Annotated in this window: 21 protein-coding genes; 9 read left to right on the top strand and 12 right to left on the bottom strand. The window is 71.8% G+C overall.

Annotated features, from left to right (window positions below):
- Positions 1 to 91 precede the first annotated feature (91 nt).
- The 10 genes from AS97_RS26360 to AS97_RS26315 are packed head-to-tail and all read right to left on the bottom strand — an operon-like array spanning position 92 to position 10,619.
- A complete protein-coding gene (locus AS97_RS26360; protein WP_125760185.1) occupies positions 92 to 1,651 on the bottom strand; it encodes an NADH-quinone oxidoreductase subunit N in 1,560 nt (519 codons plus the stop codon).
- On the bottom strand, positions 1,648 to 3,261 hold the full coding sequence (locus tag AS97_RS26355; protein ID WP_059149002.1) for an NADH-quinone oxidoreductase subunit M: 1,614 nt from the start codon (positions 3,259 to 3,261) through the stop codon (positions 1,648 to 1,650). The genes AS97_RS26360 and AS97_RS26355 overlap by 4 nt, the downstream gene beginning before the upstream one ends.
- Before the next feature lie 3 nt (positions 3,262 to 3,264).
- On the bottom strand, positions 3,265 to 5,283 hold the full coding sequence (locus AS97_RS26350) for an NADH-quinone oxidoreductase subunit L (RefSeq protein WP_059149003.1): 2,019 nt from the start codon (positions 5,281 to 5,283) through the stop codon (positions 3,265 to 3,267).
- Complete coding sequence (gene nuoK / locus AS97_RS26345; protein WP_059149004.1) at positions 5,280 to 5,681, bottom strand: NADH-quinone oxidoreductase subunit NuoK; 402 nt, start codon at positions 5,679 to 5,681, stop codon at positions 5,280 to 5,282. Before nuoK ends, AS97_RS26350 begins: the two co-directional genes overlap by 4 nt.
- Positions 5,681 to 6,265 carry an NADH-quinone oxidoreductase subunit J gene (locus AS97_RS26340; RefSeq protein WP_059149005.1) on the bottom strand — a complete coding sequence of 195 codons (585 nt, stop codon included), beginning with the start codon at positions 6,263 to 6,265 and terminating at the stop codon, positions 5,681 to 5,683. Before AS97_RS26340 ends, nuoK begins: the two co-directional genes overlap by 1 nt.
- Positions 6,262 to 6,951, bottom strand: coding sequence for an NADH-quinone oxidoreductase subunit I (locus tag AS97_RS26335; RefSeq protein ID WP_247204829.1), 690 nt, complete (start codon positions 6,949 to 6,951; stop codon positions 6,262 to 6,264). Before AS97_RS26335 ends, AS97_RS26340 begins: the two co-directional genes overlap by 4 nt.
- Positions 6,948 to 7,913, bottom strand: a complete 966-nt coding sequence (locus AS97_RS26330) for a complex I subunit 1 family protein (RefSeq protein WP_059149007.1) — start codon at positions 7,911 to 7,913, stop codon at positions 6,948 to 6,950. Before AS97_RS26330 ends, AS97_RS26335 begins: the two co-directional genes overlap by 4 nt.
- Positions 7,910 to 9,535, bottom strand: a complete 1,626-nt coding sequence (locus AS97_RS26325) for an NADH-quinone oxidoreductase subunit C (protein WP_210565773.1) — start codon at positions 9,533 to 9,535, stop codon at positions 7,910 to 7,912. The genes AS97_RS26330 and AS97_RS26325 overlap by 4 nt, the downstream gene beginning before the upstream one ends.
- Positions 9,532 to 10,206, bottom strand: a complete 675-nt coding sequence (locus tag AS97_RS26320; RefSeq protein WP_210565772.1) for an NADH-quinone oxidoreductase subunit B — start codon at positions 10,204 to 10,206, stop codon at positions 9,532 to 9,534. The genes AS97_RS26325 and AS97_RS26320 overlap by 4 nt, the downstream gene beginning before the upstream one ends.
- Positions 10,197 to 10,619: an NADH-quinone oxidoreductase subunit A gene (locus AS97_RS26315; RefSeq protein ID WP_059149010.1), complete on the bottom strand. Its 423-nt coding sequence runs from the start codon at positions 10,617 to 10,619 to the stop codon at positions 10,197 to 10,199. The genes AS97_RS26320 and AS97_RS26315 overlap by 10 nt, the downstream gene beginning before the upstream one ends.
- Positions 10,620 to 10,798: 179 nt before the next feature.
- On the opposite strand from AS97_RS26315, the gene AS97_RS26310 reads away from it, so the two are divergent.
- From AS97_RS26310 to AS97_RS26270, 9 genes are all read left to right on the top strand, one after another.
- Positions 10,799 to 12,040: a sensor domain-containing protein gene (locus AS97_RS26310; RefSeq protein ID WP_210565771.1), complete on the top strand. Its 1,242-nt coding sequence runs from the start codon at positions 10,799 to 10,801 to the stop codon at positions 12,038 to 12,040.
- Positions 12,041 to 12,298: 258 nt separating this feature from the next.
- Positions 12,299 to 13,642, top strand: a complete 1,344-nt coding sequence (locus tag AS97_RS26305) for a sensor histidine kinase (protein WP_210565770.1) — start codon at positions 12,299 to 12,301, stop codon at positions 13,640 to 13,642.
- A 154-nt stretch (positions 13,643 to 13,796) separates the two neighbouring features.
- Positions 13,797 to 14,468 (top strand): response regulator transcription factor, encoded by a 672-nt coding sequence (locus tag AS97_RS26300; protein ID WP_086709818.1) that lies wholly within the window; start codon positions 13,797 to 13,799, stop codon positions 14,466 to 14,468.
- Between the two features lie 235 nt (positions 14,469 to 14,703).
- Positions 14,704 to 16,656 carry a 2-oxoacid:acceptor oxidoreductase subunit alpha gene (locus AS97_RS26295; protein WP_059149037.1) on the top strand — a complete coding sequence of 651 codons (1,953 nt, stop codon included), beginning with the start codon at positions 14,704 to 14,706 and terminating at the stop codon, positions 16,654 to 16,656.
- A complete protein-coding gene (locus AS97_RS26290; RefSeq protein ID WP_059149038.1) occupies positions 16,649 to 17,731 on the top strand; it encodes a 2-oxoacid:ferredoxin oxidoreductase subunit beta in 1,083 nt (360 codons plus the stop codon). The genes AS97_RS26295 and AS97_RS26290 overlap by 8 nt, the downstream gene beginning before the upstream one ends.
- Positions 17,732 to 17,862: 131 nt before the next feature.
- A complete protein-coding gene (locus tag AS97_RS26285; protein ID WP_086709814.1) occupies positions 17,863 to 19,827 on the top strand; it encodes an APC family permease in 1,965 nt (654 codons plus the stop codon).
- Positions 19,828 to 19,986: 159 nt separating this feature from the next.
- The gene (locus AS97_RS26280) at positions 19,987 to 20,844 is read left to right on the top strand and encodes an SDR family oxidoreductase (protein ID WP_210565769.1); all 858 of its coding nucleotides are present in this window, start codon (positions 19,987 to 19,989) and stop codon (positions 20,842 to 20,844) included.
- A 137-nt stretch (positions 20,845 to 20,981) separates the two neighbouring features.
- Positions 20,982 to 22,079 (top strand): EamA family transporter RarD, encoded by a 1,098-nt coding sequence (gene rarD, locus AS97_RS26275; RefSeq protein ID WP_059149041.1) that lies wholly within the window; start codon positions 20,982 to 20,984, stop codon positions 22,077 to 22,079.
- Between the two features lie 170 nt (positions 22,080 to 22,249).
- The gene (locus tag AS97_RS26270) at positions 22,250 to 23,248 is read left to right on the top strand and encodes a M28 family metallopeptidase (protein ID WP_236670049.1); all 999 of its coding nucleotides are present in this window, start codon (positions 22,250 to 22,252) and stop codon (positions 23,246 to 23,248) included.
- A gap of 59 nt (positions 23,249 to 23,307) precedes the next feature.
- On the opposite strand, the gene AS97_RS26265 is transcribed toward AS97_RS26270, so the two are convergent.
- Both AS97_RS26265 and AS97_RS26260 read right to left on the bottom strand, forming a co-directional pair.
- The gene (locus tag AS97_RS26265; RefSeq protein ID WP_079059901.1) at positions 23,308 to 24,264 is read right to left on the bottom strand and encodes an ABC transporter permease; all 957 of its coding nucleotides are present in this window, start codon (positions 24,262 to 24,264) and stop codon (positions 23,308 to 23,310) included.
- The gene (locus tag AS97_RS26260) at positions 24,251 to 25,234 is read right to left on the bottom strand and encodes an ABC transporter ATP-binding protein (RefSeq protein WP_059149043.1); all 984 of its coding nucleotides are present in this window, start codon (positions 25,232 to 25,234) and stop codon (positions 24,251 to 24,253) included. The genes AS97_RS26265 and AS97_RS26260 overlap by 14 nt, the downstream gene beginning before the upstream one ends.

Below are 25,234 nucleotides of genomic sequence, written 5' to 3'. Positions count from 1 at the left end.
GTGCGGCCGCGCGGCCCGCGTTGAGGCCCATGGCAGCCGTGAGGCGGGAGCGGACGCGGGGACGGGAGCGGTTACAGCATCGCGGGAGCGGTTACAGCAGGCTCTCCGAGGCGAACCGCAGGACGAGCTGCGGGGCGCCGGAGAGGGCGATGCCGATGACCGCGGTGAGGCCGATGGCGGCCGTAAGGGGAACGGCGCGCGGGCGGGCGACGGCCGCCCCGGCCGCGGGTGCGGGCTCCGCCCCGGCGGCGGGCTCGGGGGCGCGGAAGAGCACCGCCGTCCACTGGAGGTAGTAGTAGAGCGCTACGACCACGTTGAGCGCCATCACCACCGCGAGCCAGCCCAGCCCCGCGTCCACGGCCGCCGAGAAGACGGTCACCTTCGCGAAGAGCCCGATGACGCCCGGGGGCAGCCCGGCCAGGCACAGCAGGAAGAAGGCCAGGGCCAGGGCGGCGGCCGGGCGGGCCGCGTACAGCCCGCGGTAGTCGGTGAGGCGGTTGGCCGGGCTCGTACGGGCCACCAGGGCGGCCACGGCGAACGCGCCGAGGTTCACGGCCGCGTACATCAGGGCGTACGCGACGGTGGAGCCGATGGCGCGGGAGGCGTCCTTGCCGGAGTCGGCGTAGCCGGCCGCGGCGATCGGGACCAGCAGATAGCCCGCTTGGGCGACGGAGGACCAGGCGAGCAGGCGTACGGCGCTGAAGGCGCGCTCCGGGCGCTGGCGCAGCGCCGCGGCGTTCCCCGCGGTCATGGTGAGGGCGGCCAGGACGGCGACGGCCGGGCCCCACACATCGGCGTAGGAGGGGAAGGCGAGGACGGTCACCAGGATGAGGCCGGAGAAGCCGACCGCCTTACCGACGACGGACAGATACGCCGCGACGGGCACGGGGGCGCCGACGTAGGTGTCGGGCACCCAGAAGTGGAAGGGCACGGCGGCGGTCTTGAACGCGAAGCCCACCAGGGTGAGCACGACCCCCGCCTGGGCGAGCGTGTCGAGCCGTGGGTCGACATGGGTGAGGGCATCCGCGATCCGGGACAGATGGAGGCTGCCGGTGGCGGCGTAGACGAAGCTGACGCCGAGCAGCATCACGGCGGTCGCGGTGACCGAGGAGAGGAAGAACTTCAGCGCGGCCTCGGAGGACAGGCGGTCGCCGCGGCGCAGGCCCACCAGGGCGAAGGCCGGGAGCGAGGCCACTTCGAGGGCGATGACCAGGGTCGCCAGATCGCGGGAGGCGGGCAGCAGGGCCGCCCCGGCGGCCGAGGACAGCAGCAGGAACCAGAATTCGCCCGCGGGAAGTTTGAGGTCGTCGAGAGAGCTGAAGGACAGCAGCCCGGTGAGCAGCGCCCCGCCGAGCACGAGGAACTGGATGACGAGGGCGAAGGTGTCGGCCGTGTAGCTGCAGGCGTGGGCGCCGCTGGTCAGGCAGAAGGTGGAGCGGTCGCCGTCCAGCAGCGGCAGCAGGGCGAGTACGGCCAGGGCCAGTCCCGCTATCGCTCCCCAGCCCAGCAGATGCTTCCTGCGCTCGGGCAGGAAGAGGTCCGCGACGAGGACGGCGAGGCCGGCCAGGGCCGCGATGGTGGGCGGTGCGACGGCGAGCCAGTCGACGGACTGGACGAGGCTGGTGGCCAGGCTCGTGGCGTTCGCAGTCATCGGTTGCCTCCCGCGAGGAGCTGCTGCACGGCCGGGTCGGTGAGGCCGAGGAGGGCCGCGGGCCACAGTCCGGCGAGGACGGTGAGGGCCACCAAGGGGCTCCAGGCGGCGAGTTCATGGCCGTGGACGTCGGCGAGGGCGGGCCGCTCGGGCTCGGTGCCGATGCGGGGCTCGATCGGATGGTCGCCCATGCAGACGCGCCGTACGACGATGAGCATGTAGGCGGCGGTGAGCAGGGTGCCGAGGCCGGCGAGCGCCATATAGGTGAGATACGCCGGGCGGCTGAGCCCGTCCGCGGGGTCGAAGGCGCCGAACATGGCGAGCATCTCGCCCCAGAACCCGGCGAGTCCGGGCAGGCCCAGGGAGGCCACGGCGCCGAAGGCGAGCAGTCCGCCCAGGCGCGGCGCCCTGCCGTACAGGGCGGCGCCGCTGGTGCCCGCGAGCTGGTCGAGGTCGGTGGTGCCGGAGCGGTCCTTGAGGGCGCCGACGAGGAAGAAGAGCAGGCCGGTGATCAGGCCGTGGGCGATGTTGGCGAAGAGCGCGCCGTTCACCCCGGTGGGGGTGAGGGTCGCGATACCCAGCAGCACGAAGCCCATATGGCCGACGGAGGAGTAGGCGATCAGGCGCTTGAGGTCGCCCTTGGCGCCGGTGCGGGCCAGGGCGAGGCAGGCGAGCGATCCGTAGATGATGCCGACCACGGCGAACGCGGCGAGGTAGGGCGCGTAGGTGTGGGCCGCCCCGGGGGTCATCGGCAGCACGATGCGGACCAGCCCGTACGTGCCCATCTTGAGCAGCACGCCCGCCAGCAGCACCGAGCCGACGGTGGGGGCGGCGGTATGGGCGTCGGGCAGCCAGCTGTGCAGCGGCCACATGGGGGCCTTGACGGCGAGTCCGACGATGATGGCGAGGGCCGCGATCAGCTGGGTGGTGTGGCTGAGCTCGGAGCCCCCCGCGCCGGAGGCGCTGTCGGATGCAGTGGTGGCGAGTGCCACCATGTCGAAGGTGCCGCCCCCCAGTCCGACGAGAAGGAGGCCGAGCAGCATGACGACGGAGCCGAGCAGCGTGTAGAGGATGAACCGCCAGGCGGCGCGCTCGCGTTCGCCGCTGCCCCACCGGTTGATGAGGAAGTACATCGGGATGAGGACCATCTCGAACGCCAGGAAGAACAGCATCAGGTCCAGCACCGCGAAGCTGGCCAGGGTGCCGGATTCGAGGAGCAGCAGCAGCGCGACGAAGGCCTTGGGGGACGGCCCGGAGGGCCGGTTGAAGTAGGCGTAGAGGGCGCTGAGGAAGGTCAGCAGCGCGGTCAGCACGAGCAGCGGCAGCGAGACGCCGTCCACGCCCAGGTGGATGCGGATGTCCAGCGCCGGGATCCAGCCGATGTCCGTCTGGGCCTGCATCCTGGCCGGGTGGTCGTGGTCGAAACCGGCGGCCAGGGCGATGGCGGCGGCGAGCACCACTCCGGTGACGGTCACGCCGTGGCGCAGCACGGCCTGGTCCGGCCCGCGGCCGCGCAGCCCGGGCGGGGCCGGGAGCAGGGCGGCGGCGCTGCCGAGCAGGGGGAGCACGACCAGGGCGGCGAGGAGGAGTTGCTGGACGGTGTGGTTCACGGGTCAGGCTCCCGCTGCGACGAGGACGGCGGCCACGGCCAGGACGAGGGAGCCCGCGAGCAGCGCGCCGAGGTAGGTCTGCACATTGCCGGTCTGGGCGCGGCGGACGGCCGCGCCGAGCAGGCGGGGCGCACCGCCCGCGCCGCGTACGTACGTCTCGACGACCTCGCGGTCGAGGAAGCGGACGAGTCGGGCGGCGGCCCGCACGGGCCGGACGAACAGGGCGCTGTAGACGGCGTCGAGGTGGAAGCCGACGGCCGCGTGGCGGTGCAGCGGGCCCAGGAGCAGCCGCCCGGGGTCGGCGGGGTCGCTGGCGCCCGCGATGGAGCCGTAGGCCGCCTCGTGGGTGGCGATGGCCTCGGCCTCGGAGACGGCGTCGGCGGCCTCGGGGTGGGCGGCCACCGCGCCGAGCGGGACGCGGGCGGCCCGGGCCGAGCGGTGCCGCCAGGCGCCGTACATGACGAGGACGCCGACCAGGGCCGACCCGGTGCCGAGGACGGAGGTGGCGAGGGTCGGGGTGAGCGTCTCGCCGTCGAACCAGTCGGGCAGCGTGCCGTAGGCGAGGCCGAGTGCGGCCGTGGGGATGAACAGCACCCACAGGACGACGTTCATGGCCACCGGCTGCTTGCCGTGGTCGGGGACGGGCTCGCCCCGGCCGCGGAAGGCGAGCAGCCACAGCCGGGCCGCGTATCCCGCGGTGAGGAGCGCGGTAAGGAGACCGGCGAGGAGGACGGTCCAGCCGACGCCCGTCGGGACGCCGGGGGTATGCCCGGTCGCGGCGTGCTCGGCCGTGCCGAGGACGGCCTCCTTGGAGAAGAAGCCCGCGAAGGGCGGGATGGCGGCGAGCGCGAGCAGCGCGACCGTCATCGTCCAGAAGGCGTCGGGGATGCGCTGGGAGAGGCCGCTCATCCGGGACATGGCGGCGAGGGAGTTGCTGCCCGCGGCGTGGATCACCACGCCCGCGCCGAGGAAGAGCAGCGCCTTGAACGCGCCGTGGGTGATGAGGTGGAAGACGGCTGCGCCGCGGTCGTCGACGGCCAGCGCGCCCGTCATATAGCCGAGTTGACCGACGGTCGAGTAGGCGAGGACGCGCTTGATGTCGTCCTGGGCGAGCGCGGCGAGCGCCGAGCCGACCATCGTCACGGCCGCCATGGCGGCCAGTACGGCGAGCGCGGCGGCGGAGGAGGCGAAGACGGGCAGCAGCCGGGCCACCACAAAGACACCGGCGGCGACCATGGTGGCCGCGTGGATCAGCGCGGAGACCGGTGTGGGGCCGGCCATCGCGTCCGGCAGCCAGGTGTGCAGCGGGAACTGCGCGGACTTGCCCGCGACCCCGGCCAGCAGCAGCAGCGCGATCAGGGTGGGGTGGTCCAGTGGCACCCCGGCGGTCTCGGAGGTCAGCCGGGTGTGGATCTCGCTGATGCGGAACGTGCCGGTGTCGCCCGCGAGCGCGAAGATGCCGATCAGGAACGGGACGTCGCCGAGCTTGGTGACCAGGAACGCCTTCAGGGACGCCGAGCGCGCGGCCGCGGTCTCCCAGTAGTGGCCCACCAGGAAGTACGAGCAGATGCCCATGATCTCCCAGCCGATGAGCAACACGATCAGGTCGTCGGCGTAGACGACCAGGAGCATCGCGGCGGTGAAAAGGGAGACGAGCGCGGCGTAGGAGGGGTAGCGGGGATCGTCCCGCAGATAGCCGGTCGAGTAGATCTGCACACAGCAGGCGACGACGGCGACGAGGACCGCGACCAGGGCGGCGAACCCGTCGACCTGCAGGGCGAGGTCAATGGGGACCGAGCCGGTGTCGGCGAGCCGGGTCGCGGCGGTGAGCGGGGCCGTACCGCCACCCGCTCCCCCGCCCTGCCGTACGGCGACAAGCACGGCGAGACCGGCCGCGGCGAGGGTCGGCAGCACCGCGAGGGGGCGGACGAAACCGGGGGCGCGGCGGCCCAGCAGAAGCCCGGCGGCGGCGCCGAGGAAGGGCAGGAGGGGGACGAGAACGGCGGCGGTCGTGGTCGTCACGCGGTCTGCCTCCGGGCGCGTCGTGCCTGGTCGGCGTCGTTGTCAGTGGGGGCTGCCATGCTGTCGTCCATCGGGTCCTGGCCGTCCGACGGGGGGTCGGCCAGGTCCCGGAGCTTGTCGACGTCGGCGGTGCCGCGGTTGCGGTGGACGAGGAGGACGATGGCGAGGCCGATGCCGATCTCGGCGGCGGCGATGGCGATGGTGAAGAGGGTCAGTGCCTGGCCCGCGTGCAGGGTGTCGCGGAGCCAGACGTCGAAGGCGACGAGGTTGAGGTTGACGGCGTTGAGCATCAGCTCGACCGACATCAGCACCAGGATCGCGTTGCGGCGGGCGAGGACGCCGTACAGGCCGGTGCAGAAGAGGAGGACGGCGAGCACGGCGGGGTAGGCGAGATGCATCAGCGCTTCTCCTTGCCGCTCAGGGCGTCCCGCGGTTCGGCGGTCTTACGGGACAGGACGATCGCGCCCACGAGCGCGGCGAGGAGAAGCACGGACAGCGCCTCGAACGGCAGCACCCAGTGGCGGAAGAGGCTCTCACCGGAGACGGCGGTGGAGCCCTGGACGCCCTTGTCGAGCTCGATCCAGGTGGTCCGGAAGGCGTCCACGACCACCCACACCAGGACGCTCGCGGCGGCCAGGGCCACCGCGAGCGCGGCCGGTCGGTTGCCCGAATCGGCGTCCGGGGAGGGGCCGATGGGCGCCTTGGTGAGCATCAGCCCGAAGAGGAGGAGGACGACGACGGAGCCGACATAGATCAGCACCTGCACCCAGGCGATGAACTCCGCCGTGAGCAGGAGGTACTCCACGGCGATGCCGCCGAGCGCCACCACCAGCCACAGGGCGGCGTGCACCAGTTGCTTGGTGGTGACGGTGAGGACGGCCGCGCCGAGGGTCGCGATGCCCACCAGCAGGAAGGCGATCTCGACGCCGGTCGGCGACAGGAACCCGTGGCCGGTGGCGGCCAGATGGACCGCGGGACTCACGTGGCGGCTCCGTTTCCGTCGGATCCGTCGGTGGTGTGGGTGCCGCCGCTCGCGTTGGGCTCGTCGGTCGCGTTGTTCCCGTTGGGCCCGTTGGTCGCGTGAGGTCCGTCGGTCCCGTCCCTCGTGCCGGAGGCGCGTTCCGCCTCGGCGGCGGCCGCGGCTTCCGCGGCGGCGAGCTTATCGGCGGCCTTACGGGCGGCGCCGATCTCCTTGGGCTCCTCCGCACGCGGGTCCAGCGCGGGCGGCGCGGGCACCGTCCACATCCACTCGCGGAGCTTGTCCCGCTCATGAGTGAGATCGCGGATGTCCTCCTCCGCGTACTCGAACTCCGGCGACCAGAAGAGCGCGTCGAAAGGACACACCTCGATGCAGATACCGCAGTACATGCACAGGGCGAAGTCGATCGCGAACCGGTCCAGCACATTGCGGCTGCGCTCGCGCCCGCCCGGGGCGGCCGGGGGGACGGTCTCCTTGTGCGAGTCGATATAGATGCACCAGTCCGGGCATTCGCGGGCGCACAGCATGCAGACCGTGCAGTTCTCCTCGAACAGCCCGATCACCCCGCGGGTGCGGGGCGGCAGCTCGGGCTGCGCGTCCGGATACTGCGCGGTGTGCGACTTCCGCGTCATCGTGCGGAGGGTGACGGCCAGGCCCTTGGCCAGGCCGGATCCGGGGATGCCCATCAGGAGATCACCACCTTGACAACGCCGGTGAGGGCGATCTGGGCCAGTGAGAGCGGAATGAGGCAGGTCCAGGCGAACCGCTGCAACTGGTCCTCGCGCAACCGCGGATAGCTGACCCGCAGCCAGATCACGACGAAGGCGAGGACGGCCGTCTTCAGCAGCGTCCACAGCCAGCCGAGGCCATCGGAGAACGGACCGTGCCAGCCACCGAGGAACAGGACGGTGGTCAGCCCGCACAGGATGACGATGCCCGCGTACTCGGCGAGCAGGAAGAGCGCGAACCGCAGCCCGGTGTACTCGGTGTAGGCACCGAAGATGATCTCGGAGTCGGCGACCGGCGCGTCGAACGGCGGGCGCTGCAGCTCGGCGAGACCGGCGGTGAAGAACACCACCCCGCCGACGACCTGCCACGGCACCCACCACCACTCGAACGCCTCGAGGATGCCGGGCAGCGAGACCGTGCCCGCCGCCATCGCCACGGAGGCGGCGGTGAGCAGCATCGGCAGCTCGTACGCCATGAGCTGGGCGGCCGTACGCAGGCCCCCGAGGAGGGAGAACTTGTTCGCCGAGGCCCAGCCCGCCATCAGCGAACCCAGCACCCCGACGCCCATCACGGCGAGCACGAAGAAGATGCCCGCGTCCACGACCTGGCCGACGGCGCCCTCGGCGGGGCCGACCGGGATCGCGACGAGGACGAGGAGATACGGCAGCAGGGCGACGGCGGGCGCGAGCTGGAAGATCCGCCGGTCGGCGCCGGTGGGTACGACGTCTTCCTTCTGCGCGAACTTCACCCCGTCCGCGACCAGCTGGGCCCACCCGTGGAACCCGCCCGCGTACATCGGCCCGAGGCGGCCCTGCATATGGGCCATGACCTTGTGCTCGGTCTGCCCCACGAGCAGGGGCAGCACGAGAAAGGCGAGCAGGAGGGCGAGCAGTCGCAGCGCGACGTCGAGGACGTCGTTCACGCGGTGCCTCCTGGCTGGTCGTCGGAGTTGGAGTCGGGGGCGTCAGGGGTGTCGGGCGCCTCGGAGGCGGGACCGGGTGTCTCGCCCCCGCGTCCGTCTCCGTCCGCCTCGGCCTCCGCTGCTTTCGGCGCCTCCGGCTCGCGCGGAGACTCGGCATCCTCGTCCCGCGCGGGGCGCGCATGATGCCAGGGGGCATCGGACGAGCGGGTCCGCGGCGCGGGGCGGCGCGGGTGCGCCGGGGACACGGCTGCGGGCGACTCGGCCCCGGCGGCGTCATCGGCCGCGGGGGCGTCATCGGCCGCGGGGGCGTCATCGGCCGCGGGGGCGTCATCGGCCGCGGGGGCGTCATCGGCCGCGGGGGCGTCATCGGTCGCGGGGGCGTCATCGGCCGCGGGGGCTTCGGGCGCCGGTGGCTCGGCGGCGGCCGAGGGCTCATCGGCCGCGGCCCGCCGACCGGCGGCGTCCGGGGCCGAGGCTTCCGCCGTCGGCTCCGCACCCGCCGGGCGCTGGCTCGCCGAACCCTCGCCGACGCTACGGGACCGCCGCGCCGGACGTTCCGCCACCGGACGCGGAGCCTCCGCACCCACCGGACGCTCGGCCGCAGGAGCGGGAGTCTCCCCCACCGCCTCCGCGCCTGCAGGGCGTTCGGCCGCCGGAGGCCGAGCCTCCGCCGTCGGCTCCGCACCCGCCGGGCGCTGGCTCGCCGAACCCTCGCTCACGCTGCGCGAGCGCCGTGCCGGGCGCTCGGCCGCCGGACTCGGGGCGTCCGCCGTCGGCTCCGCACCCGCCGGGCGCTGGCTCGCGGAGCCGGCCGTCGCGGTGCGGGTGCGGCGGGCGGGGCGGTCGCCCGCGGCGGCGCCTGCCGCGCGGGCGCCGCGGGCCGGGCGGGCCGGGGCAGGGGGCAGCTGCCCCTTGAGAGGACCCCATTCGTTGGGGTCGGGGACGCCCGGCGGCAGCATCTGCCGGCGCTTGGGGCCGTGGCCGGTGCCCGACTCCCCCGGTTCCTTCGCGCCCGGCCACGCCTTGACGACCCGGGCCGCCAGCACGAAGTCCTTGCGCAGCGGATGCCCCTCGAAGCCATCGGGGAGCAGCAGCGGCGCGAGACCGGGGTGGCCGGTGAAGCCGATGCCGAACATCTCGTGGGTCTCGCGCTCATGCCAGGCCGCCCCGGCGTAGACGCCGGTCGCGGTCGGCAGCGCGGCAGCCTCGTGCGGCACGGTGGTGCGCACCAGCAGACAGCGCACCGCGCGCCCCGCCGCACCCGCACCCTCGCTCCCACCGAGGGCGACGACGTACGCGGCTACCCGGAAGCCGGTGCCCGGCTCGTCGACCGCGCTCAGCCAGTCGAAGTAGGTGCAGCCGAGGGTGTCGCGGGCCGTGTCCAGCGACGCGATCCAGGAGTCGGCGGGGACGTCGACGGTGAGCAGGTCGTACGCCTCCTCCGCCGTGGCGCCCTCGCCGAACAGCTCGGTGGCGGAACGCGGCAGCCAGCCCACAGGCGGCGCGGCCACCGCAGCGGGCTCCACCTCTGCGGGCTCCGCCAGCTCCGCGGGCTCGGCCTCTGCGGCCTCTGCCGCCCCGGTCCGCTCCGGCGTCTCGTTCGGCTCGTTCGGCTCGGTCATGTCGTGTCTTCCCGCCCCGGCGGCGTGACCAGCCCGCTGCGCAGCGCGGCCGCCGACGGGCGGCCCGCCGCCGTGGCCGCGGCGCCTCCGCGCCCCTGCCCGGAATCGGCATAGCGCTCGCTCAGCGACTCGCGCGCGATCTTCTCCTGGAGCTTGAGGATGCCCTGCAGCAGCGCCTCAGGCCGGGGCGGGCAGCCGGGGACATAGACGTCGACGGGGATGATCTGGTCGACGCCCTTCGTCACGGCGTACGAGTCCCAGTAGGGGCCGCCGCAGTTCGAGCAGGCCCCGAAGGAGATCACGTACTTCGGCTCCGGCATCTGCTCGTACAGCCGCTTGACCGCGGGCGCCATCTTGTCCGTGACCGTGCCGGAGACGACCATCAGGTCGGCCTGGCGCGGCCCCGGCGCGAAGGGGATCACGCCGAGCCGGATGAAGTCGTGGCGGGCCATCGACGCGGCGATGAATTCGATCGCGCAGCAGGCGAGCCCGAAGTTGAAGACCCACAGGCTGTAGCGGCGGCCCCAGTTCAGGACGACCTTCATCGGCTCGGGAGCCAGCCGGGCCAGCGTGCCGAGACGGCGCGGCTCCGGCAGGTCCACCGGAGCGGCGGCGGGGACCGGCGCGGCGGACGGTGCCGGTGTCGGCGTGGGGTTCGGTGTCACGTCCACTCCAGGACGCCCTTCTTCCATGCGTACAGCAGACCTACGGCGAGGAACCCGAGGAAGATGAACATCTCCACCAGCGTGGCGGCCCCGAAGCCGGGTGCCGCGAAGACCGTCGCCCACGGGAACAAGAAGATCGAGTCCACCGCGAAAATCACATACAGAAAAGCGTAGACGTAGTAACGGACCTGGGTGTGGGCCCAGCCCTCGCCCACCGGGTCCACTCCGCACTCGTAGGTCAGCAGCTTCTCGGGCGTCGGCACGACCGGCCGCAGCAGTCGCCCGGCCCCGAAGGCCACGGCGACGAAGATCACGCCGATCGCCGCCAGCAGTCCGACCACCGCATAGCCCTGGAAGTAGCCGTCCGCGAGCTGGACGCCGGCGCCACTCGTGGTGTGTACGGTCGTCGCCTCCGGCACGTCCGCCCCTCGCTCCCTGGTCTCCGGTCCCTGCCTGCTCCTCGTCGACCCCGCGTGTTCGACGATCCGTACGGACGGGAAGTCTAGGCCCTGCCGCCGCCCGCCCGGGCGGCCCGTCCGCCATGCGGTAGGGCTAGCCCCATGGCGGTCCCCCCGCCGGGCCGGGCAGTCTTGCTGCCATGACCTCCAGTTCCCCCGTCCACGGCCCCGACGGCGGCGGCCGTGGCCGCGGCGACGAGCGGCTGCCGCGGCCGCCCGCGTTCGCCTTTCCCGCGCAGACCTGGAAGGAGATCGCCTATCTCCTGGGCAACCTGCCGGTGGGCATCGTCTGCTTCATCCTCACCCTGGTCTGGCTGGCTGTGGGGCTGGGGCTGTCCGTCACGGTGGTGGGGCTGCCGCTGCTGGCCCTGGGGCTGCGCTTCAGCCGACTCCTCGGCCGGTTCGAGCGGAACCGCGCCAGGGCGCTGCTCTCGGTGCGCATCGATGAGCCCAGCCCGCTGCCGTACCGGCCGGGCAGTGGCTTCCTCAGCCGACTGTGGACGAGTCTGCGGGACCCGGTGGGCTGGCGCGCCACGCTGTACGCCCTGATCCGGCTGCCGTGGGCGGTGGTCACCTTCGCGCTCACCCTGACCTCGCTGTTCGTCGCCTGGCCGGTGCTGCCGTGGATCGCTCGGGGGCTGACGCATGCGGATCGGGCGATGGTGCGCGGGCTGCTGTTCCCCTCCGATGAGCTGGAGCGGCGGATCGCCGAGCTGGAGTCGGACCGGGGCACGGTGGTCGACACCGCCGCCGCGGACCTGCGCCGGATCGAGCGGGACCTTCACGACGGCGCCCAGGCCCGGCTGGTCGCGCTCGCCATGGGGCTCGGTCTGGCGAAGGAGAAGCTGGAGGAGGACCCGGAAGCCGCCGCCAAGATGGTCGACGAGGCCCACGGCGAGGTGAAACTCGCCCTCCAGGAACTACGCGACCTCGCCCGCGGCATCCATCCCGCGATCCTCACCGACCGCGGCCTCGGCCCCGCCCTCTCCGCCCTCTCAGCCCGCTGCACCGTCCCCGTCACGGTAAGCGTCGACCTTCCCCAACGGCCCGCACCCGCGATCGAGGGAATCGCCTACTTCACCGTCTCCGAACTGCTCCAGAACATCAGCAAGCACAGCGGCGCCCGCACCGCCGAAGTCGATGTCTGGCGCACCGAGGACCGGCTGCTGATCCAGGTACGGGACGACGGACACGGCGGGGCGACCACCGACGGGGGCACGGGGCTCGCGGGGCTGACGGAGCGGCTGAGCTCGGTCGACGGGCTCTTCGCGGTGGACTCCCCGCCCGGTGGGCCGACCTCCGTGACCGCCGAGCTGCCCTGGCGCCACCGGACGGGGTCGGCGGCGGGCACGGCGGTGGCGCATTCCCGGTCAGGCGCCTGACGCCGGAGTGCAGAGCCAGCCCCTCCGGAGTGCAGAACCAGCCCCCGGAGGGCAGCCGACCCCCGGGGGCGAAGAGCCAGCCCCCGCACAGCCCCCGCACACCCCCGGAAGGTAGGGCTAACCCCCCGGTGAAGAGGCCGATCCGCCCGATGGTCGGGCCGACCTCGCTCCGGGATTCTGGGTGTACGCACAGAACGCGACCCACCCTGCTGACCCGGATCGCGTGACCCACCAGGCCCCCGGAGGATGGACGAGACGATGGCCACCGCATATCGACCCTACGAGCCGGGGACCGAGCCCCGTGGCCATCTGGTGCCCGCGGCGCTGAAGGCGCCGTTCCAGGCCCGGGTCTGGCGTGAGTTCCTCTATCTCGTGATCAGCCTGCCGATGGCCGTCCTCACCTTCGTCTACACGATCACGATGCTCGCGCTCGGCGCCGGACTGCTGATCACCTTCCTCGGCGTCCCGGTGCTCGGCGCCGCCCTCGCGGGCTGCCGGGCGCTCGGCGTCGTCGAGCGGGCCCGCGCCCGTGCCCTGCTGCGGCTGGAGGTGGCCGAGCCCGAGCCCGTCCTCGGCCGGAAGGGCGGCCGCGGGGGCAAGCGCGGGCCGGTCGCCTGGGTGGGCGCGCTGCTCAGGAGCGGCACCTCCTGGCGTCATGTGATCTACGCACTGATCCATCTGCCGTGGGCGCTCTTCTCCTTCACCTTCGCGATCGTCTTCACCAGCTACGGCTGGGGCTTCGCGACCTATCCGCTGTGGCGCTGGGTCTTCCCCCGGTACATGGACGAGCCGGGCCTGCAGATCTTCGGGGACGACCACGGGCGTGCGTTCTATCTGGACACCCCGTTCGAGGTCGCCGCGACCTGTGTCGCGGGTGTGCTGGTCCTGCTGCTGACCCCGTGGGTGATGCGGGCGCTGACCTCGGTCGACCGGATCATGGTGGCCGGGCTGCTCGGTCCGTCCCGGCTGGCGAGCCGGGTCTGGGAGCTGGAGTCGGACCGGGGCACGGTGGTCGACACCGCCGCCGCGGACCTGCGCCGGATCGAGCGGGACCTTCACGACGGCGCCCAGGCCCGGCTGGTCGCCCTCGCCATGGGGCTCGGTCTGGCGAAGGAGAAGCTGGAGGAGGACCCGGAAGCCGCCGCCAAGATGGTCGACGAGGCCCACGGCGAGGTGAAACTCGCCCTCCAGGAACTACGCGACCTCGCCCGCGGCATCCATCCCGCGATCCTCACCGACCGCGGCCTCGGCCCCGCCCTCTCCGCCCTCTCAGCCCGCTGCACCGTCCCCGTCACGGTAAGCGTCGACCTTCCCCAACGGCCCGCACCCGCGATCGAGGGAATCGCCTACTTCACCGTCTCCGAACTGCTCCAGAACATCAGCAAGCACAGCGGCGCCCGCACCGCCGAAGTCGATGTCTGGCGCACCGAGGACCGGCTGCTGCTGCAGATCACGGACGACGGGCGGGGCGGGGCCGGCACCTCCGCCGGTTCGGGGCTGGCCGGGCTGGCCGAGCGGATCGACGCGGTGGACGGGATCCTCGTCGTCAACTCCCCGCCCGGTGGGCCGACCACCGTGACCGCCGAGCTCCCCTGGCGCTGAGGGCGCACGGCCCGAACGGCCGACGCTGAGGGCGCGACACGACCCCACCTGTCGTACCCGTCCGGTTCCGCGCGACGCGGGCGGCCCAACCCTGGGATGCTGGTCCCCACGGAACAAGTGAAACGGGGGCCGAGTGAAACGGGGGCCGAGCATCGTGCCGGACAGAGTACGGGTGGTCATCGCCGAGGATTCGGTGCTGCTCCGGGAGGGGCTGACCCGGCTGCTGACCGACCGGGGCCATGAGGTGGTCGCGGGCGTCGGGGACGCGGAAGCGCTGATCAAATCGGTGCGGGAGCTGGCCGACGAGGGCGTGCCGCCGGATGTGGTGGTGGCCGACGTACGGATGCCGCCCACGCACACCGACGAGGGGGTGCGGGCGGCCATCCGGCTCCGCCGCGACCATCCGGGCCTGGGGGTGCTGGTCCTGTCGCAGTACGTGGAGGAGCAGTACGCCACGGAGCTGCTGGCCGGGAACAGCCGGGGCATCGGCTATCTGCTCAAGGACCGGGTGGCCGAGGTGCGCGAGTTCGTGGACGCGGTGGTGCGGGTCGCCGAGGGCGGTACGGCGCTCGACCCGGAGGTGGTCGCCCAGCTGCTGGGCCGCAGCCGCAAGCAGGATGTGCTGGCCGGGCTCACCCCGAGGGAGCGGGAGGTCCTGGGGCTGATGGCCGAGGGGCGGACCAATTCGGCCGTCGCCCGGCAGCTCGTGGTGAGCGATGGCGCGGTCGAGAAGCACGTGAGCAACATCTTCTTGAAGCTGGGCCTGTCGCCGAGTGACGGGGATCACCGTCGGGTGCTCGCCGTCCTCACGTATCTCAATTCCTGAAAGCAGACTTCCACGGGCCAAAGCGGGGCCAAAGGCTGAACGGGGGATCACCAGAAATGGCAGCACGGGGGATGGGACAGGCTATGCCAAACCATGACATATATGGTTCTTCTTTGGGCGTCCACCATGTGATCCCGCCAAGGAAGGCCACCCTTACCGACGTACGATGGTCATGGGACAACAACCGGTCGGCACCGACTGTCCAGGAGCGCCGCCTCAAGGGAGGTCCGAAGCAGTGACCAGCCAGGTCAGCAGCCCGGCCGAACAGGCCGAACCAGCCGATCAGCAGGGCGGGCAGATGCCCGCCGGGGGGCAGCCAGCGGCAGAGGGCGGTAAAGAAGTCCGCCGTCTGGACCGGGTGATCATCCGGTTCGCGGGTGACTCGGGTGACGGTATGCAGCTCACGGGTGACCGGTTCACCTCGGAGACGGCGTCATTCGGAAACGACCTGTCGACCCTGCCGAATTTCCCGGCGGAGATCCGTGCCCCCGCAGGCACCCTGCCCGGAGTGTCGAGCTTCCAGCTCCACTTCGCCGATCACGACATCCTCACACCAGGTGACGCGCCGAACGTACTGGTGGCGATGAACCCGGCCGCGCTGAAGGCCAACCTCCCCGATGTGCCGCGCGGGGCGGAAATCATCGTCAACACCGACGAGTTCACCAAGCGCCCGATGGCCAAGGTCGGCTATGACCAAAGCCCCTTGGAGGACGGCTCGCTGGACGGCTATCACGTCCACCCGGTGCCGCTCACCACGCTGACCATCGAGGCGCTGAAGGAATTCGGCCTGTCCCGCAAGGAGGCCGAGCGCAGCAAGAACATGTTCGCGCTCGGGCTGCTGTCGTGGATGTACCACCGGCCGACCGAGGGCACCGAGAAGTTCCTGCGGCAGAAGTTCGCGAAGAAGCCACAGATCGCCGAGGCGAACGTGGCGGCCTTCCGGGCGGGCTGGAACTTCGGCGAGACCACCGAGGACTTCGCGGTCTCCTACGAGGTCGCCCCGGCCACCAGGGCCTTCCCCACCGGCACCTACCGGAACATCTCCGGAAACCTGGCGCTGTCGTACGGGCTGATCGCGGCCTCCCGCCAGGCGGATCTGCCGCTGTTCCTGGGGTCGTATCCGATCACCCCGGCCTCGGACATCCTGCATGAGCTGTCCAAGCACAAGAACTTCGGTGTGCGCAGCTTCCAGGCCGAGGACGAGATCGCCGGGATCGGCGCGGCACTGGGCGCGGCCTTCGGCGGCTCTCTCGCCGTGACCACCACCTCCGGCCCGGGCGTGGCGCTCAAGTCGGAGACCATCGGGCTCGCGGTGTCGCTGGAGCTGCCGCTGCTGGTGATCGACATCCAGCGCGGCGGCCCCTCCACCGGGCTGCCCACCAAGACCGAGCAGGCCGATCTGCTGCAGGCCATGTACGGGCGCAACGGCGAGGCCCCGGTGCCGATCGTGGCCCCGAAGACCCCGGCCGACTGCTTCGACGCCGCGCTCGACGCCGCCCGGATCGCCCTGACCTACCGCACCCCGGTCTTCCTGCTGTCGGACGGCTATCTGGCCAACGGCTCGGAGCCCTGGCGGGTGCCGGACGTCGACGAGCTGCCCGACCTCCGCGTCCAGTTCGCGACCGGGACCAACCATGTGCTGGCCGACGGCACCGAGGTCTTCTGGCCGTACAAGCGCGACCCCAAGACCCTGGCCCGCCCCTGGGCCGTGCCGGGAACGCCCGGTCTGGAGCACCGGATCGGCGGCATCGAGAAGCAGGACGGCTCGGGGAACATCTCCTACGACCCGGCCAACCACGAGCACATGGTCCGCATCCGCCAGGCCAAGGTGGACGGCATCACCGTGCCGGACATCGAGGTGGACGACCCGACCGGCGACGCCCGCACCCTGGTCCTGGGGTGGGGATCGACGTACGGCCCGATCACCGCCGCGGTGCGCCGCGTCCGCACCGCGGGCGACCGGATCGCCCAGGCCCATCTGCGCCATCTCAACCCCTTCCCCGCCAACCTCGGCACGGTGCTGGAGGGTTACGAGAAGGTGGTGGTGCCGGAGATGAACCTGGGTCAGCTGGCGACACTGCTGCGCGCCCGCTATCTGGTCGACGCCCGCTCCTTCACCCAGGTCCGCGGGCTGCCCTTCAAGGCCGAACAGCTCGCCACCGCCCTCAAGGAGGCCATCGATGACTGACACCCTCGCCGAGGGCGCGGCATCGGCTCGAAGCGCGCTCTCCCTGGTGCCCAAGAGCGACACCAAGCAGACGATGAAGGACTTCAAGTCCGACCAGGAGGTCCGCTGGTGCCCCGGCTGCGGTGACTACGCGATCCTCGCCGCCGTCCAGGGCTTCATGCCCGAACTGGGCCTGGCGAAGGAGAACATCGTCTTCGTCTCCGGCATCGGCTGCTCCTCGCGCTTCCCGTACTACATGAACACCTACGGGATGCACTCCATCCACGGCCGCGCCCCGGCCATCGCCACCGGTCTGGCCGCCTCGCGGCAGGATCTGTCGGTGTGGGTGGTCACCGGTGACGGCGACGCGCTGTCGATCGGCGGCAACCACCTGATCCACGCGCTGCGCCGCAATGTGAACCTGAAGATCCTGCTCTTCAACAACCGCATCTACGGCCTGACCAAGGGTCAGTACAGCCCCACCTCCGAGGTCGGCAAGATCACCAAGTCGACCCCGATGGGTTCCCTGGATGCGCCGTTCAACCCGCTGTCGCTGGCGCTCGGCGCCGAGGCGGGCTTCGTGGCCCGCACCGTCGACTCCGACCGCAAGCACCTCACCGAGGTGCTGCGGCAGGCGGCGGCCCATCCGGGCACCGCGCTGGTGGAGATCTACCAGAACTGCAACATCTTCAACGACGGCGCCTTCGAGGCCCTGAAGGACAAGGACCAGGCCCAGGAGGCCGTGATCCGGCTGGAGCACGGGCAGCCGATCCGCTTCGGCGCCGACCGGTCCAAGGGCGTCATCCGCGACCAGCGCACCGGCGACCTCGAGGTGGTCACCGTCACTGCCGGGAACGAGCACCAGGTGCTGGTGCACGACGCCCACGCCGCCTCGCCCACCACGGCGTTCGCGCTGACCCGGCTCGCCGACGCCGACACGCTCCACCACACCCCCATCGGGGTGCTGCGCGATGTGGACCGCCCGGTCTACGACACCCAGATGTCCCACCAGCTCGACAACGCCGTGGAGCTGAAGGGCAAGGGCGACCTCGGTGCGCTGCTCGCCGGCGGCGACACCTGGACCGTCGTGGGCTGACCTCAGCGGGCCCGCCTCGCCGACAGGCACCTTCGTACCGTCGGCGGGCACGTTCGTACATATGGGCACAGGCGGGTGCCCGGCCGGAGCGTCTGACCACGCTGCGGCCGGGCACCCGCTCTGCTATCCGCATGGCCGACCCCGCCGCCCCGATCCAGCCGCCCGACCGCCCCGCCTACCGCCTCAAGCGGCTGCTGCTCGGCCCGCCCCTGGTCACCGAGCGGATCCGGCGCGAGAAGCTGAGCAACCCGGCCGCGCTGGGCGTGCTGGCCTCCGACTGCATCTCCTCGACGGCGTACGGCAGCGAGGAGATGCTGCGGGTGCTGGTGCCGGTCATCGGGCTCGCGGCGTTCTCCCTGATCCTCCCGGTGACCGGGGCGATTCTGCTGGTGCTGCTGCTGGTCACGCTCTGCTACAGCGATGTGGTGATGATCTACACCCGGGCGGGCGGCTCGTATGTGGTGGCGCGGGAGAACTTCGGCCCGGACATCGCCCAGATCGCCTCCGTGGCGCTGCTGGTGGACTACATCGTCACCGTCGCGGTCCAGGTCTCGGCGGGCACCAACGCGATCATCTCGTTCGCCCATCTCGTCGGCGGCAGCTGGACCGGTATCGACCATCTCCAACTGCCCCTCAGCGCCCTGGTGATCCTGATCCTCGCCTATGGCAATCTGCGCGGACTGCGCGAGGCCGGGCGGGTCTTCATGGTGCCCGCCTATCTGTTCATCGTCGCCGTCGGCCTGATGCTGGTGGTGGGCGTGGTACGCGGGCTCACCGGACGGCTTCCGCACGCCGATGTGCACGCCGCGGGCGCCGTGCCCCTCGGCACCTCGGGCAGCGGCTGGCTCTACGGCGCCTCGCTCTTCATCGTGCTGCGCTCGTTCGCCAACGGCGGCTCCTCGCTGACCGGTCTGGAGGCGATCTCCAACAGCGTCTCGGTCTTCCGCGATCCCAAGGGCCCCAACGCCCGCCGCACGCTGATCACGATGAGCTGCATCCTGGGCACGCTGGTCCTCGGGGTCTCCGCCCTCGCCCACTTCACCCACGCCATCCCGTACCGGGACGGCACCCCGACCGTCCTCGCGCAGGAGGCCCATCTGGTCTTCGGCGACGGGGCGGTGGGCGCCCTGGGGCTGGCGTTCGTCCAGCTGGCGACCGCGCTCATCCTCTACACGGGCGCCAACACGCCGTTCACCGGCTTCCCCTTCCTGGCCAGCTTCGTGGCCGAGGACCGCTTTCTGCCCCGGCAGCTCACCCGGCGCGGCCACCGGCTGGCCTTCTCCAACGGGATCATCGCGCTGGCCGTGGTGGCGCTGGCGCTGCTGGTGGTCACCGGGGCCAGTGTGGACCGGCTGGTGGCGCTGTACGCGATCGGGGTCTTCACCGCCTTCACCATGGCCGGGGCCGGGCTGACCGCCTATCACCTGCGGCGGCGGGAGCCGGGCCGGGGCTGGAAGATCGCGGTCAACCTCACCACCGCGGCCGTCTCCGCCGCCGTGGTGCTGATCTTCGGGATCACCAAGTTCACCGAGGGCGCCTGGCTGGTCGTGGTGGTCTTCCCGCTGGGAGTCTGGGCGCTGATCCGGATCAACCGCGAGTACCGCGCGGAGGCGGCCGCCCTGGAGGCGGTGCCGCATCCGGGGGACGACGTCCCGCGCTGGCGGCGCCATGTCGTCTTCGTCCTGGCGGACAGCATCGACCTCGCGACGGTCAAGGCGCTGCGCTACGCCCATGAGCTGCGGCCCGACGAGGTCCGCGCGGTGCACTTCATGGTGGACGAGAGCCATGCCCGCCGGCTGATGGCGCGGTGGGAGGCCACGGCGGGGGTGACGGTGGCGCTGGAGGTCGTGGCGTGCCCGGACCGGCGGCTGCGCCATGCGGTGATGGAGCTGGCGGCCCGTACCACCGAGGACGGGCAGACCGCGCTGACCCTGCTGGTGCCGCGCCGCACCTATGCCTCCCCGCTGGGCAAGCTGCTGCACCGGGGCACGGCGGAGTCGCTGGCGAAGGCGCTGGACCACCTGCCGGGTGTCGCGGTGACGATCCTGCCGTTCGCGGTCAGCCTCGCGGCACGGGAGAGCGAGGTCCCGGAGTGACGCGAACCCCCGCCGATTCCGCCGCGGACCCGGCCCCCGGCCCGGACTCGGCCCGGACCGGCCCCCGATGAACATACTTACTTAACCGGAAGTACCTTTCTTTCGGTTAGCGCTTCCCTTAAGGTGGGTGTACCGATCCTGAACAGGAGAGTCACACCCATGAGCATTGTCGTCACCGGAGCCACCGGCCACCTCGGCCGACTCGTCGTCGAGGGGCTGCTGGAGAAGGTTCCCGCCGACCAGATCACGGCGGTCGTGCGCGACACCGCGAAGGCCGCCGACTTCGCCGACCGCGGTGTACGGCTGCATGAGGCCGACTACAACCGGCCCGAGACCCTCGCCGGCGCCTTCGCCGCGGGCGACAAGGTGCTGCTGATCTCCGGCAGCGAGGTCGGGCAGCGCGGTCCGCAGCACCAGGCGGTCATTGACGCCGCCAAGGAGGCCGGTGTCGCGCTGCTCGCCTACACCAGCATTCTGGGCGGCCCGGCCGCCGACTTCACCCTGGCCGACGAGCACCATGTCACCGAGAAGGCGGTCACCGAGTCCGGCCTGCCGTACGTCCTGCTGCGCAACGGCTGGTACCACGAGAACTACACCGAGAACCTCGCCCCGGTCCTGGAGCACGGCGCCGTCGTGGGCGCCGCGGGCGAGGGCCGGGTCGCCTCCGCCTCGCGCGCCGACTACGCCGCGGCCGCCGTCGCCGTCCTGACCGGTGAGGGCCACGAGGGCAAGGCGTACGAGCTGTCCGGCGACACCGCCTGGAGCTTCGCCGAGTACGCCGCCGTGATCGCGGAGCAGACCGGCAAGGAGATCGTCTACGGCGCCGTCTCCCCGGCGGAGTACCAGACCATCCTCACCGGCGCGGGCGTCCCCGAGCCGCTCGCCGTGGTCCTCTCCGACGTCGAGGGGGCCATCGAGCGCGGCCGGCTGGCCGCCACCCCGGGCGATCTGTCCCGGCTCATCGGCCGCCCGACCACGCCCATCGCGGACTCGGTCGCGGTCGCGCTGAAGGGCTGACCGGCCCCGTACCCACCACGGCCCGCCTGTCATGACCGTATCCCGATACGCGAATGACAGGCGGGTCTCACCAGCGCTACCTTCGGACCCTCGGAACGGGCCCGCCCTGGGCTCGCCATGCCGTCGGGGAGGGTGCCGTGACGCCGCAGAACCAGCAGGACCGCGCCGATCGCTCCGGTCTCCTCTACGGCTTCGCGGCATACGCCTTCTGGGGGCTGGTGCCGCTCTTCTGGCCGCTGCTGGAGCCCGCCGGCGCGGTGGAGATCCTCGCCCACCGGATGGTGTGGTCGCTGGCGGCCGTCGGTCTGGTACTGCTGGCGCTGCGCCGCTGGAGCTGGATACGGCCGCTGCTGCGGGAGCCCCGGCGGCTGGGCATGATCGCGCTCGCCGCGACCGTGATCTCGATCAACTGGGGCCTGTACATCTGGGGCGTCAACAGCGGCCACGTGGTGGAGGCCGCACTCGGATACTTCATCAACCCGCTGGTCAGCATCGCCTTCGGGGTGCTGCTGCTGCGGGAGCGGCTGCGGCCCGCGCAGTGGGCGGCGGTCGGCGTCGGGGCGGTGGCCGTGGCCGTGCTGGCGGTGGGTTACGGCAAGCTGCCGTGGATCGCGCTCACCCTCGCCTTCAGCTTCGCGACGTACAGCCTGGCCAAGAAGCGGGTCGGGCTGGACGGGCTGGAGTCGCTGGCCGCCGAGACCGCCGTACAGTTCCTGCCCGCGCTGGGCTTCCTGATCTGGCTCGGGGCACGCGGCGACAGCACGTTCGCGAGTGCGGGCGCCGGACATGCGGCGCTGCTGGCGAGCTGTGGCTTCGTCACGGCGCTGCCGCTCATCTGCTTCGGGGCCTCGGCGGTGCGGCTGCCGCTGTCGACGATCGGGATGCTGCAGTACGTGGCGCCGACCTTCCAGTTCGCCCTCGGCATCACCGTCTTCCACGAGACGATGCCACCCGAACGGTGGGCAGGCTTCGCCCTCGTCTGGCTCGCCCTCGCGCTGCTCACCTGGGACGCGCTGCGCACCGCCCGGCGGGCACGGCGGGAGCTGGCCGACGCCGCCGCGCGGGCGGCCGCGCTGTCGGCGACAGTGGAGGCCGGTGTCGTTCCGGAGGCCGGTCTCGTTCCCGAAGCCGGTCTCGTTCCGGAGACTGTCATAGCGGATGTCGCCGTATCGGATGTCGCCGTATCGGATGCCGCCGCGCCCGATGCCCGGCCGGGATCGATATCCGGCGGGTGATGTCCGGTTCCCGCCCTTGACGCGGAGTCAGCCACACCCGGAGCATCAGCCTCGCGTCATCACCGCTCTTCAGCGAACCTCGGGTTCGCCGCTCCATCGCCCCCACGGGCACGTGCACCACACAGCGTCACGTCATTCCGTCCTGTCCTCGTTCGGAACTGGAGCCCCCCATGTCGTCATGCGCTGAGCGCCGCCCCCGAAGATCCCTGATCCGCCGGACGGCCGCCATGGCCGCCGCCGGTACGGCCGTCGCCGCCCTGGTGTCGGCCGCCCCCGCCACCTCCGCCGCCGCATCGGCCCGGCCCGCGGCGGACTCCCGTACCGCCCTCGCGGCGCCGGACATCTCCGTGGCCAATGTGAAGGCCCATCTGACCCAACTGCAGTCGATCGCCACCGCCAACGGCGGCAACCGCGCCCATGGCCGCCCCGGCTACAAGGCGTCGCTCGACTACATCAAGGGCAAGCTGGATGCCGCCGGATACACCACCACCGTGCAGCAGTTCACCTCCAGCGGTTCCACCGGCTACAACCTCATCGCCGACTGGCCCGGCGGCGACACCAACAACGTGGTGTTCTCCGGCGCCCATCTGGACTCGGTCACCGCGGGCCCCGGGATCAACGACAACGGCTCGGGCTCCGCCGGAATCCTGGAGACCGCGCTCACTGTCGCCCGCCAGGGGGCGAAGCCCACCAAGCATCTGCGGTTCGCCTGGTGGGGCGCCGAGGAGCTGGGGATGGTCGGCTCCCGCTCCTACGTCAACAACCTGCCGTCAGCCGAGCGGGCGAAGATCGACGGCTATCTCAACTTCGACATGATCGGCTCGCCCAACCCCGGCTACTTCGTCTATGACGACGACCCCGGGATCGAGTCGGTGTTCAAGGCGTTCTTCTCCGCCAAGGGCGTTCCCACCGAGATCGAGACCGAGGGCGACGGCCGCTCCGACCACGCGCCGTTCAAGAACGTGGGCATCCCGGTGGGCGGTCTCTTCAGCGGCGCCGACTACATCAAGACTGCCGCCCAGGCCCAGAAGTGGGGCGGCACCTCCGGCCGGGCGTTCGACAGCTGCTACCACCGCTCCTGCGACACCACCAGCAACATCAACGACACCGCCCTGGACCGCAACAGCGACGCCATCGCGTACGCGGTCTGGACGCTCGGCGGCGCCTGATCCCGGCTGACGTGCCGTGTTCGGCTCGGTGCTCGGCTCGGTGCTCGGCCCCAACCGGCTCAGGCCGTGATGTCCTTCGCGGTGAACCGGGCCCAGGCCGCCGAGCCGAACACGGCGACGTACAGCCCCTGCAGCCCCAGATTCTTGACCAGCTCGTCCCAGTAGACCGGCTCGCGCAGGAGATCGGCGAAGCTGAGCCAGTAGTGCGGGAAGAGATACGGGTGGATCGCGTGGAGCTGCGGGATGCTGTCGAGGATCTGCGCGGTGACGACCAGCCCCACGGTCGTGGCCATGGCCGCGATCCCGCTGTTGGTGAGGGTGGAGATGAACAGCCCCACCGTCGCGATCCCCACCAGCGACAGGGCCACCAGGGCCGCCACACCGAGCGCCCGGAGCAGGGCTTCCTCGAACGAGACGGTGATGCCCGAGATCAGCGTGACATCGCCGAGCGGGAACAGCAGCGCCCCCGTCACCAGGCCCGAGAGCGCCACGATCAGGGTCGCGATCAGGCAGAAGGCCATGGACGTGGTGAATTTGGCCAGCAGGAGACGAGTCCGCCCGGCGGGGGCGACCAGCAGATAGCGCAGCGTTCCGGCGCCCGCCTCACCGGCGATGGCGTCACCGGTGATCACGCCGATCACCATCGGCAGGAAGACGGGCAGCGTCGCCGCCAGTGACGCGAAGACCAGGAAGATCCCGTTGTTGGTGATCTGGGAGAAGAAGGCGGGGCCCTGCCCGTCTCCGCCACGGCCGCCGCCGAGGCCGTCGCCGTCGCTCGTCTCGATCTTCACGGCGACGCCGATGAGGATCGGGATCAGCGCGAGCACCCCGAGCAGGGCCAGGGTCCGCCAGCGGCGGAGGGTGGTGGTCAGCTCGGAGCGGAAGAGCGCCAGGGCCCACAGGGGGTTCGGGCGGGGCGCGTTCGGGGCTCTCTCCCCCGTACGGGTGGCCGGTGCGCCGAGGTCAACCGTTCCTGCGCTCTCGGCCCGCGGCCCCAGTTCCTCAGCCCGCGACATCGAAGCCCTCCCCGGTCAGTGCCACAAAGGCGTCCTCGAGCGAGGCCCGTTCGGCCCCGAAGGCCCGGACCCGCACCCCGGCGCGGACGAGGGCGGCGTTGAGATCGGCCAGCTCCAGCGGTGCGTCGTCCGCGCCGGGGCCGGGCACCGGCAGTTCGCCGGAGACGCGCTCATCCAGGATCACCAGATCCGTCACGCCGTACTCCTTCAGGATCCGGACCGCGTCCGCCGGGTCCGGGGTGGTGACGACCAGCCTGCCGCGGCTGCCCGCCGCCAGCTCGGCCACCGTGCCCTGGGCGATCAGACGGCCCTGGGCCATCACGGCGGCGTGAGTGCACACCTGTTCGATCTCGTCGAGGAGATGCGAGGAGAGGAAGACGGTGGTGCCCTCCTCGGCCAGTTCGCGCACCAGGGAACGGATCTCGCGCATGCCCTGCGGATCGAGGCCGTTGGTCGGCTCGTCCAGGACCAGCAGCTCACGCGGCTGGAGCAGCGCGGCGGCCAGGCCCAGGCGCTGCTTCATGCCGAGCGAGTAGGCACGGGCCTTCTTCCCCGCCGCGGCGGCCAGCCCGACCCGGTCCAGGGCGGCCTCGACGCGGGGGACGCGGGTGCGGGGGTCGGCCGTGGGGTCGGCGGCGTCGTAGCGCAGCAGATTGTCGCGGCCGGTCAGAAAGGGGTAGAGGGCGGGGCCCTCGATGAGGGCGCCCACCCTGGGCAACACGCTCCGGGCGGCGCGCGGCATCGGCTCGCCGAGCAGCCTTGCTCTGCCCGAGGTGGGCTCGATCAGGCCCATGAGCATGCGAATCGTCGTCGTCTTCCCCGAGCCGTTGGGCCCGAGGAAGCCGAAGACGCTGCCACGCGGCACGGACAGGTCGAGTGCGTCGACCGCGAGCTGTCCGCCCCGGTAGCGCTTGGTGAGCCCGCGGGTCTCCACCGCGGTGTCGTTCCCCTCGGTGGACCGCTGCTCCAC

This window comes from Streptomyces sp. AgN23, assembly GCF_001598115.1.
In the GTDB taxonomy this organism is placed as follows: Bacteria; Actinomycetota; Actinomycetes; order Streptomycetales; family Streptomycetaceae; genus Streptomyces; species Streptomyces antimycoticus.
Note: the sequence above shows the minus strand (reverse complement) of the source record. Positions and strands in the feature narration are given on the sequence as shown.

Bases quoted from the DNA above. Each gene is read 5' to 3' on its own strand.
- nuoK (WP_059149004.1), bottom strand. From the start codon at position 5,681: ATGCATCTCGCCTACCCCGCCGTGCTCGCCGTCCTCCTCTTCTGCACC.
- AS97_RS26360 (WP_125760185.1), bottom strand. From the start codon at position 1,651: ATGACTGCGAACGCCACGAGCCTGGCCACCAGCCTCGTCCAGTCCGTC.
- AS97_RS26310 (WP_210565771.1), top strand. From the start codon at position 10,799: ATGACCTCCAGTTCCCCCGTCCACGGCCCCGACGGCGGCGGCCGTGGC.
- AS97_RS26270 (WP_236670049.1), top strand. From the start codon at position 22,250: ATGTCGTCATGCGCTGAGCGCCGCCCCCGAAGATCCCTGATCCGCCGG.
- AS97_RS26280 (WP_210565769.1), top strand. From the start codon at position 19,987: ATGAGCATTGTCGTCACCGGAGCCACCGGCCACCTCGGCCGACTCGTC.
- AS97_RS26285 (WP_086709814.1), top strand. From the start codon at position 17,863: ATGGCCGACCCCGCCGCCCCGATCCAGCCGCCCGACCGCCCCGCCTAC.
- AS97_RS26290 (WP_059149038.1), top strand. From the start codon at position 16,649: ATGACTGACACCCTCGCCGAGGGCGCGGCATCGGCTCGAAGCGCGCTC.
- AS97_RS26265 (WP_079059901.1), bottom strand. From the start codon at position 24,264: ATGTCGCGGGCTGAGGAACTGGGGCCGCGGGCCGAGAGCGCAGGAACG.
- AS97_RS26305 (WP_210565770.1), top strand. From the start codon at position 12,299: ATGGCCACCGCATATCGACCCTACGAGCCGGGGACCGAGCCCCGTGGC.
- AS97_RS26325 (WP_210565773.1), bottom strand. From the start codon at position 9,535: ATGACCGAGCCGAACGAGCCGAACGAGACGCCGGAGCGGACCGGGGCG.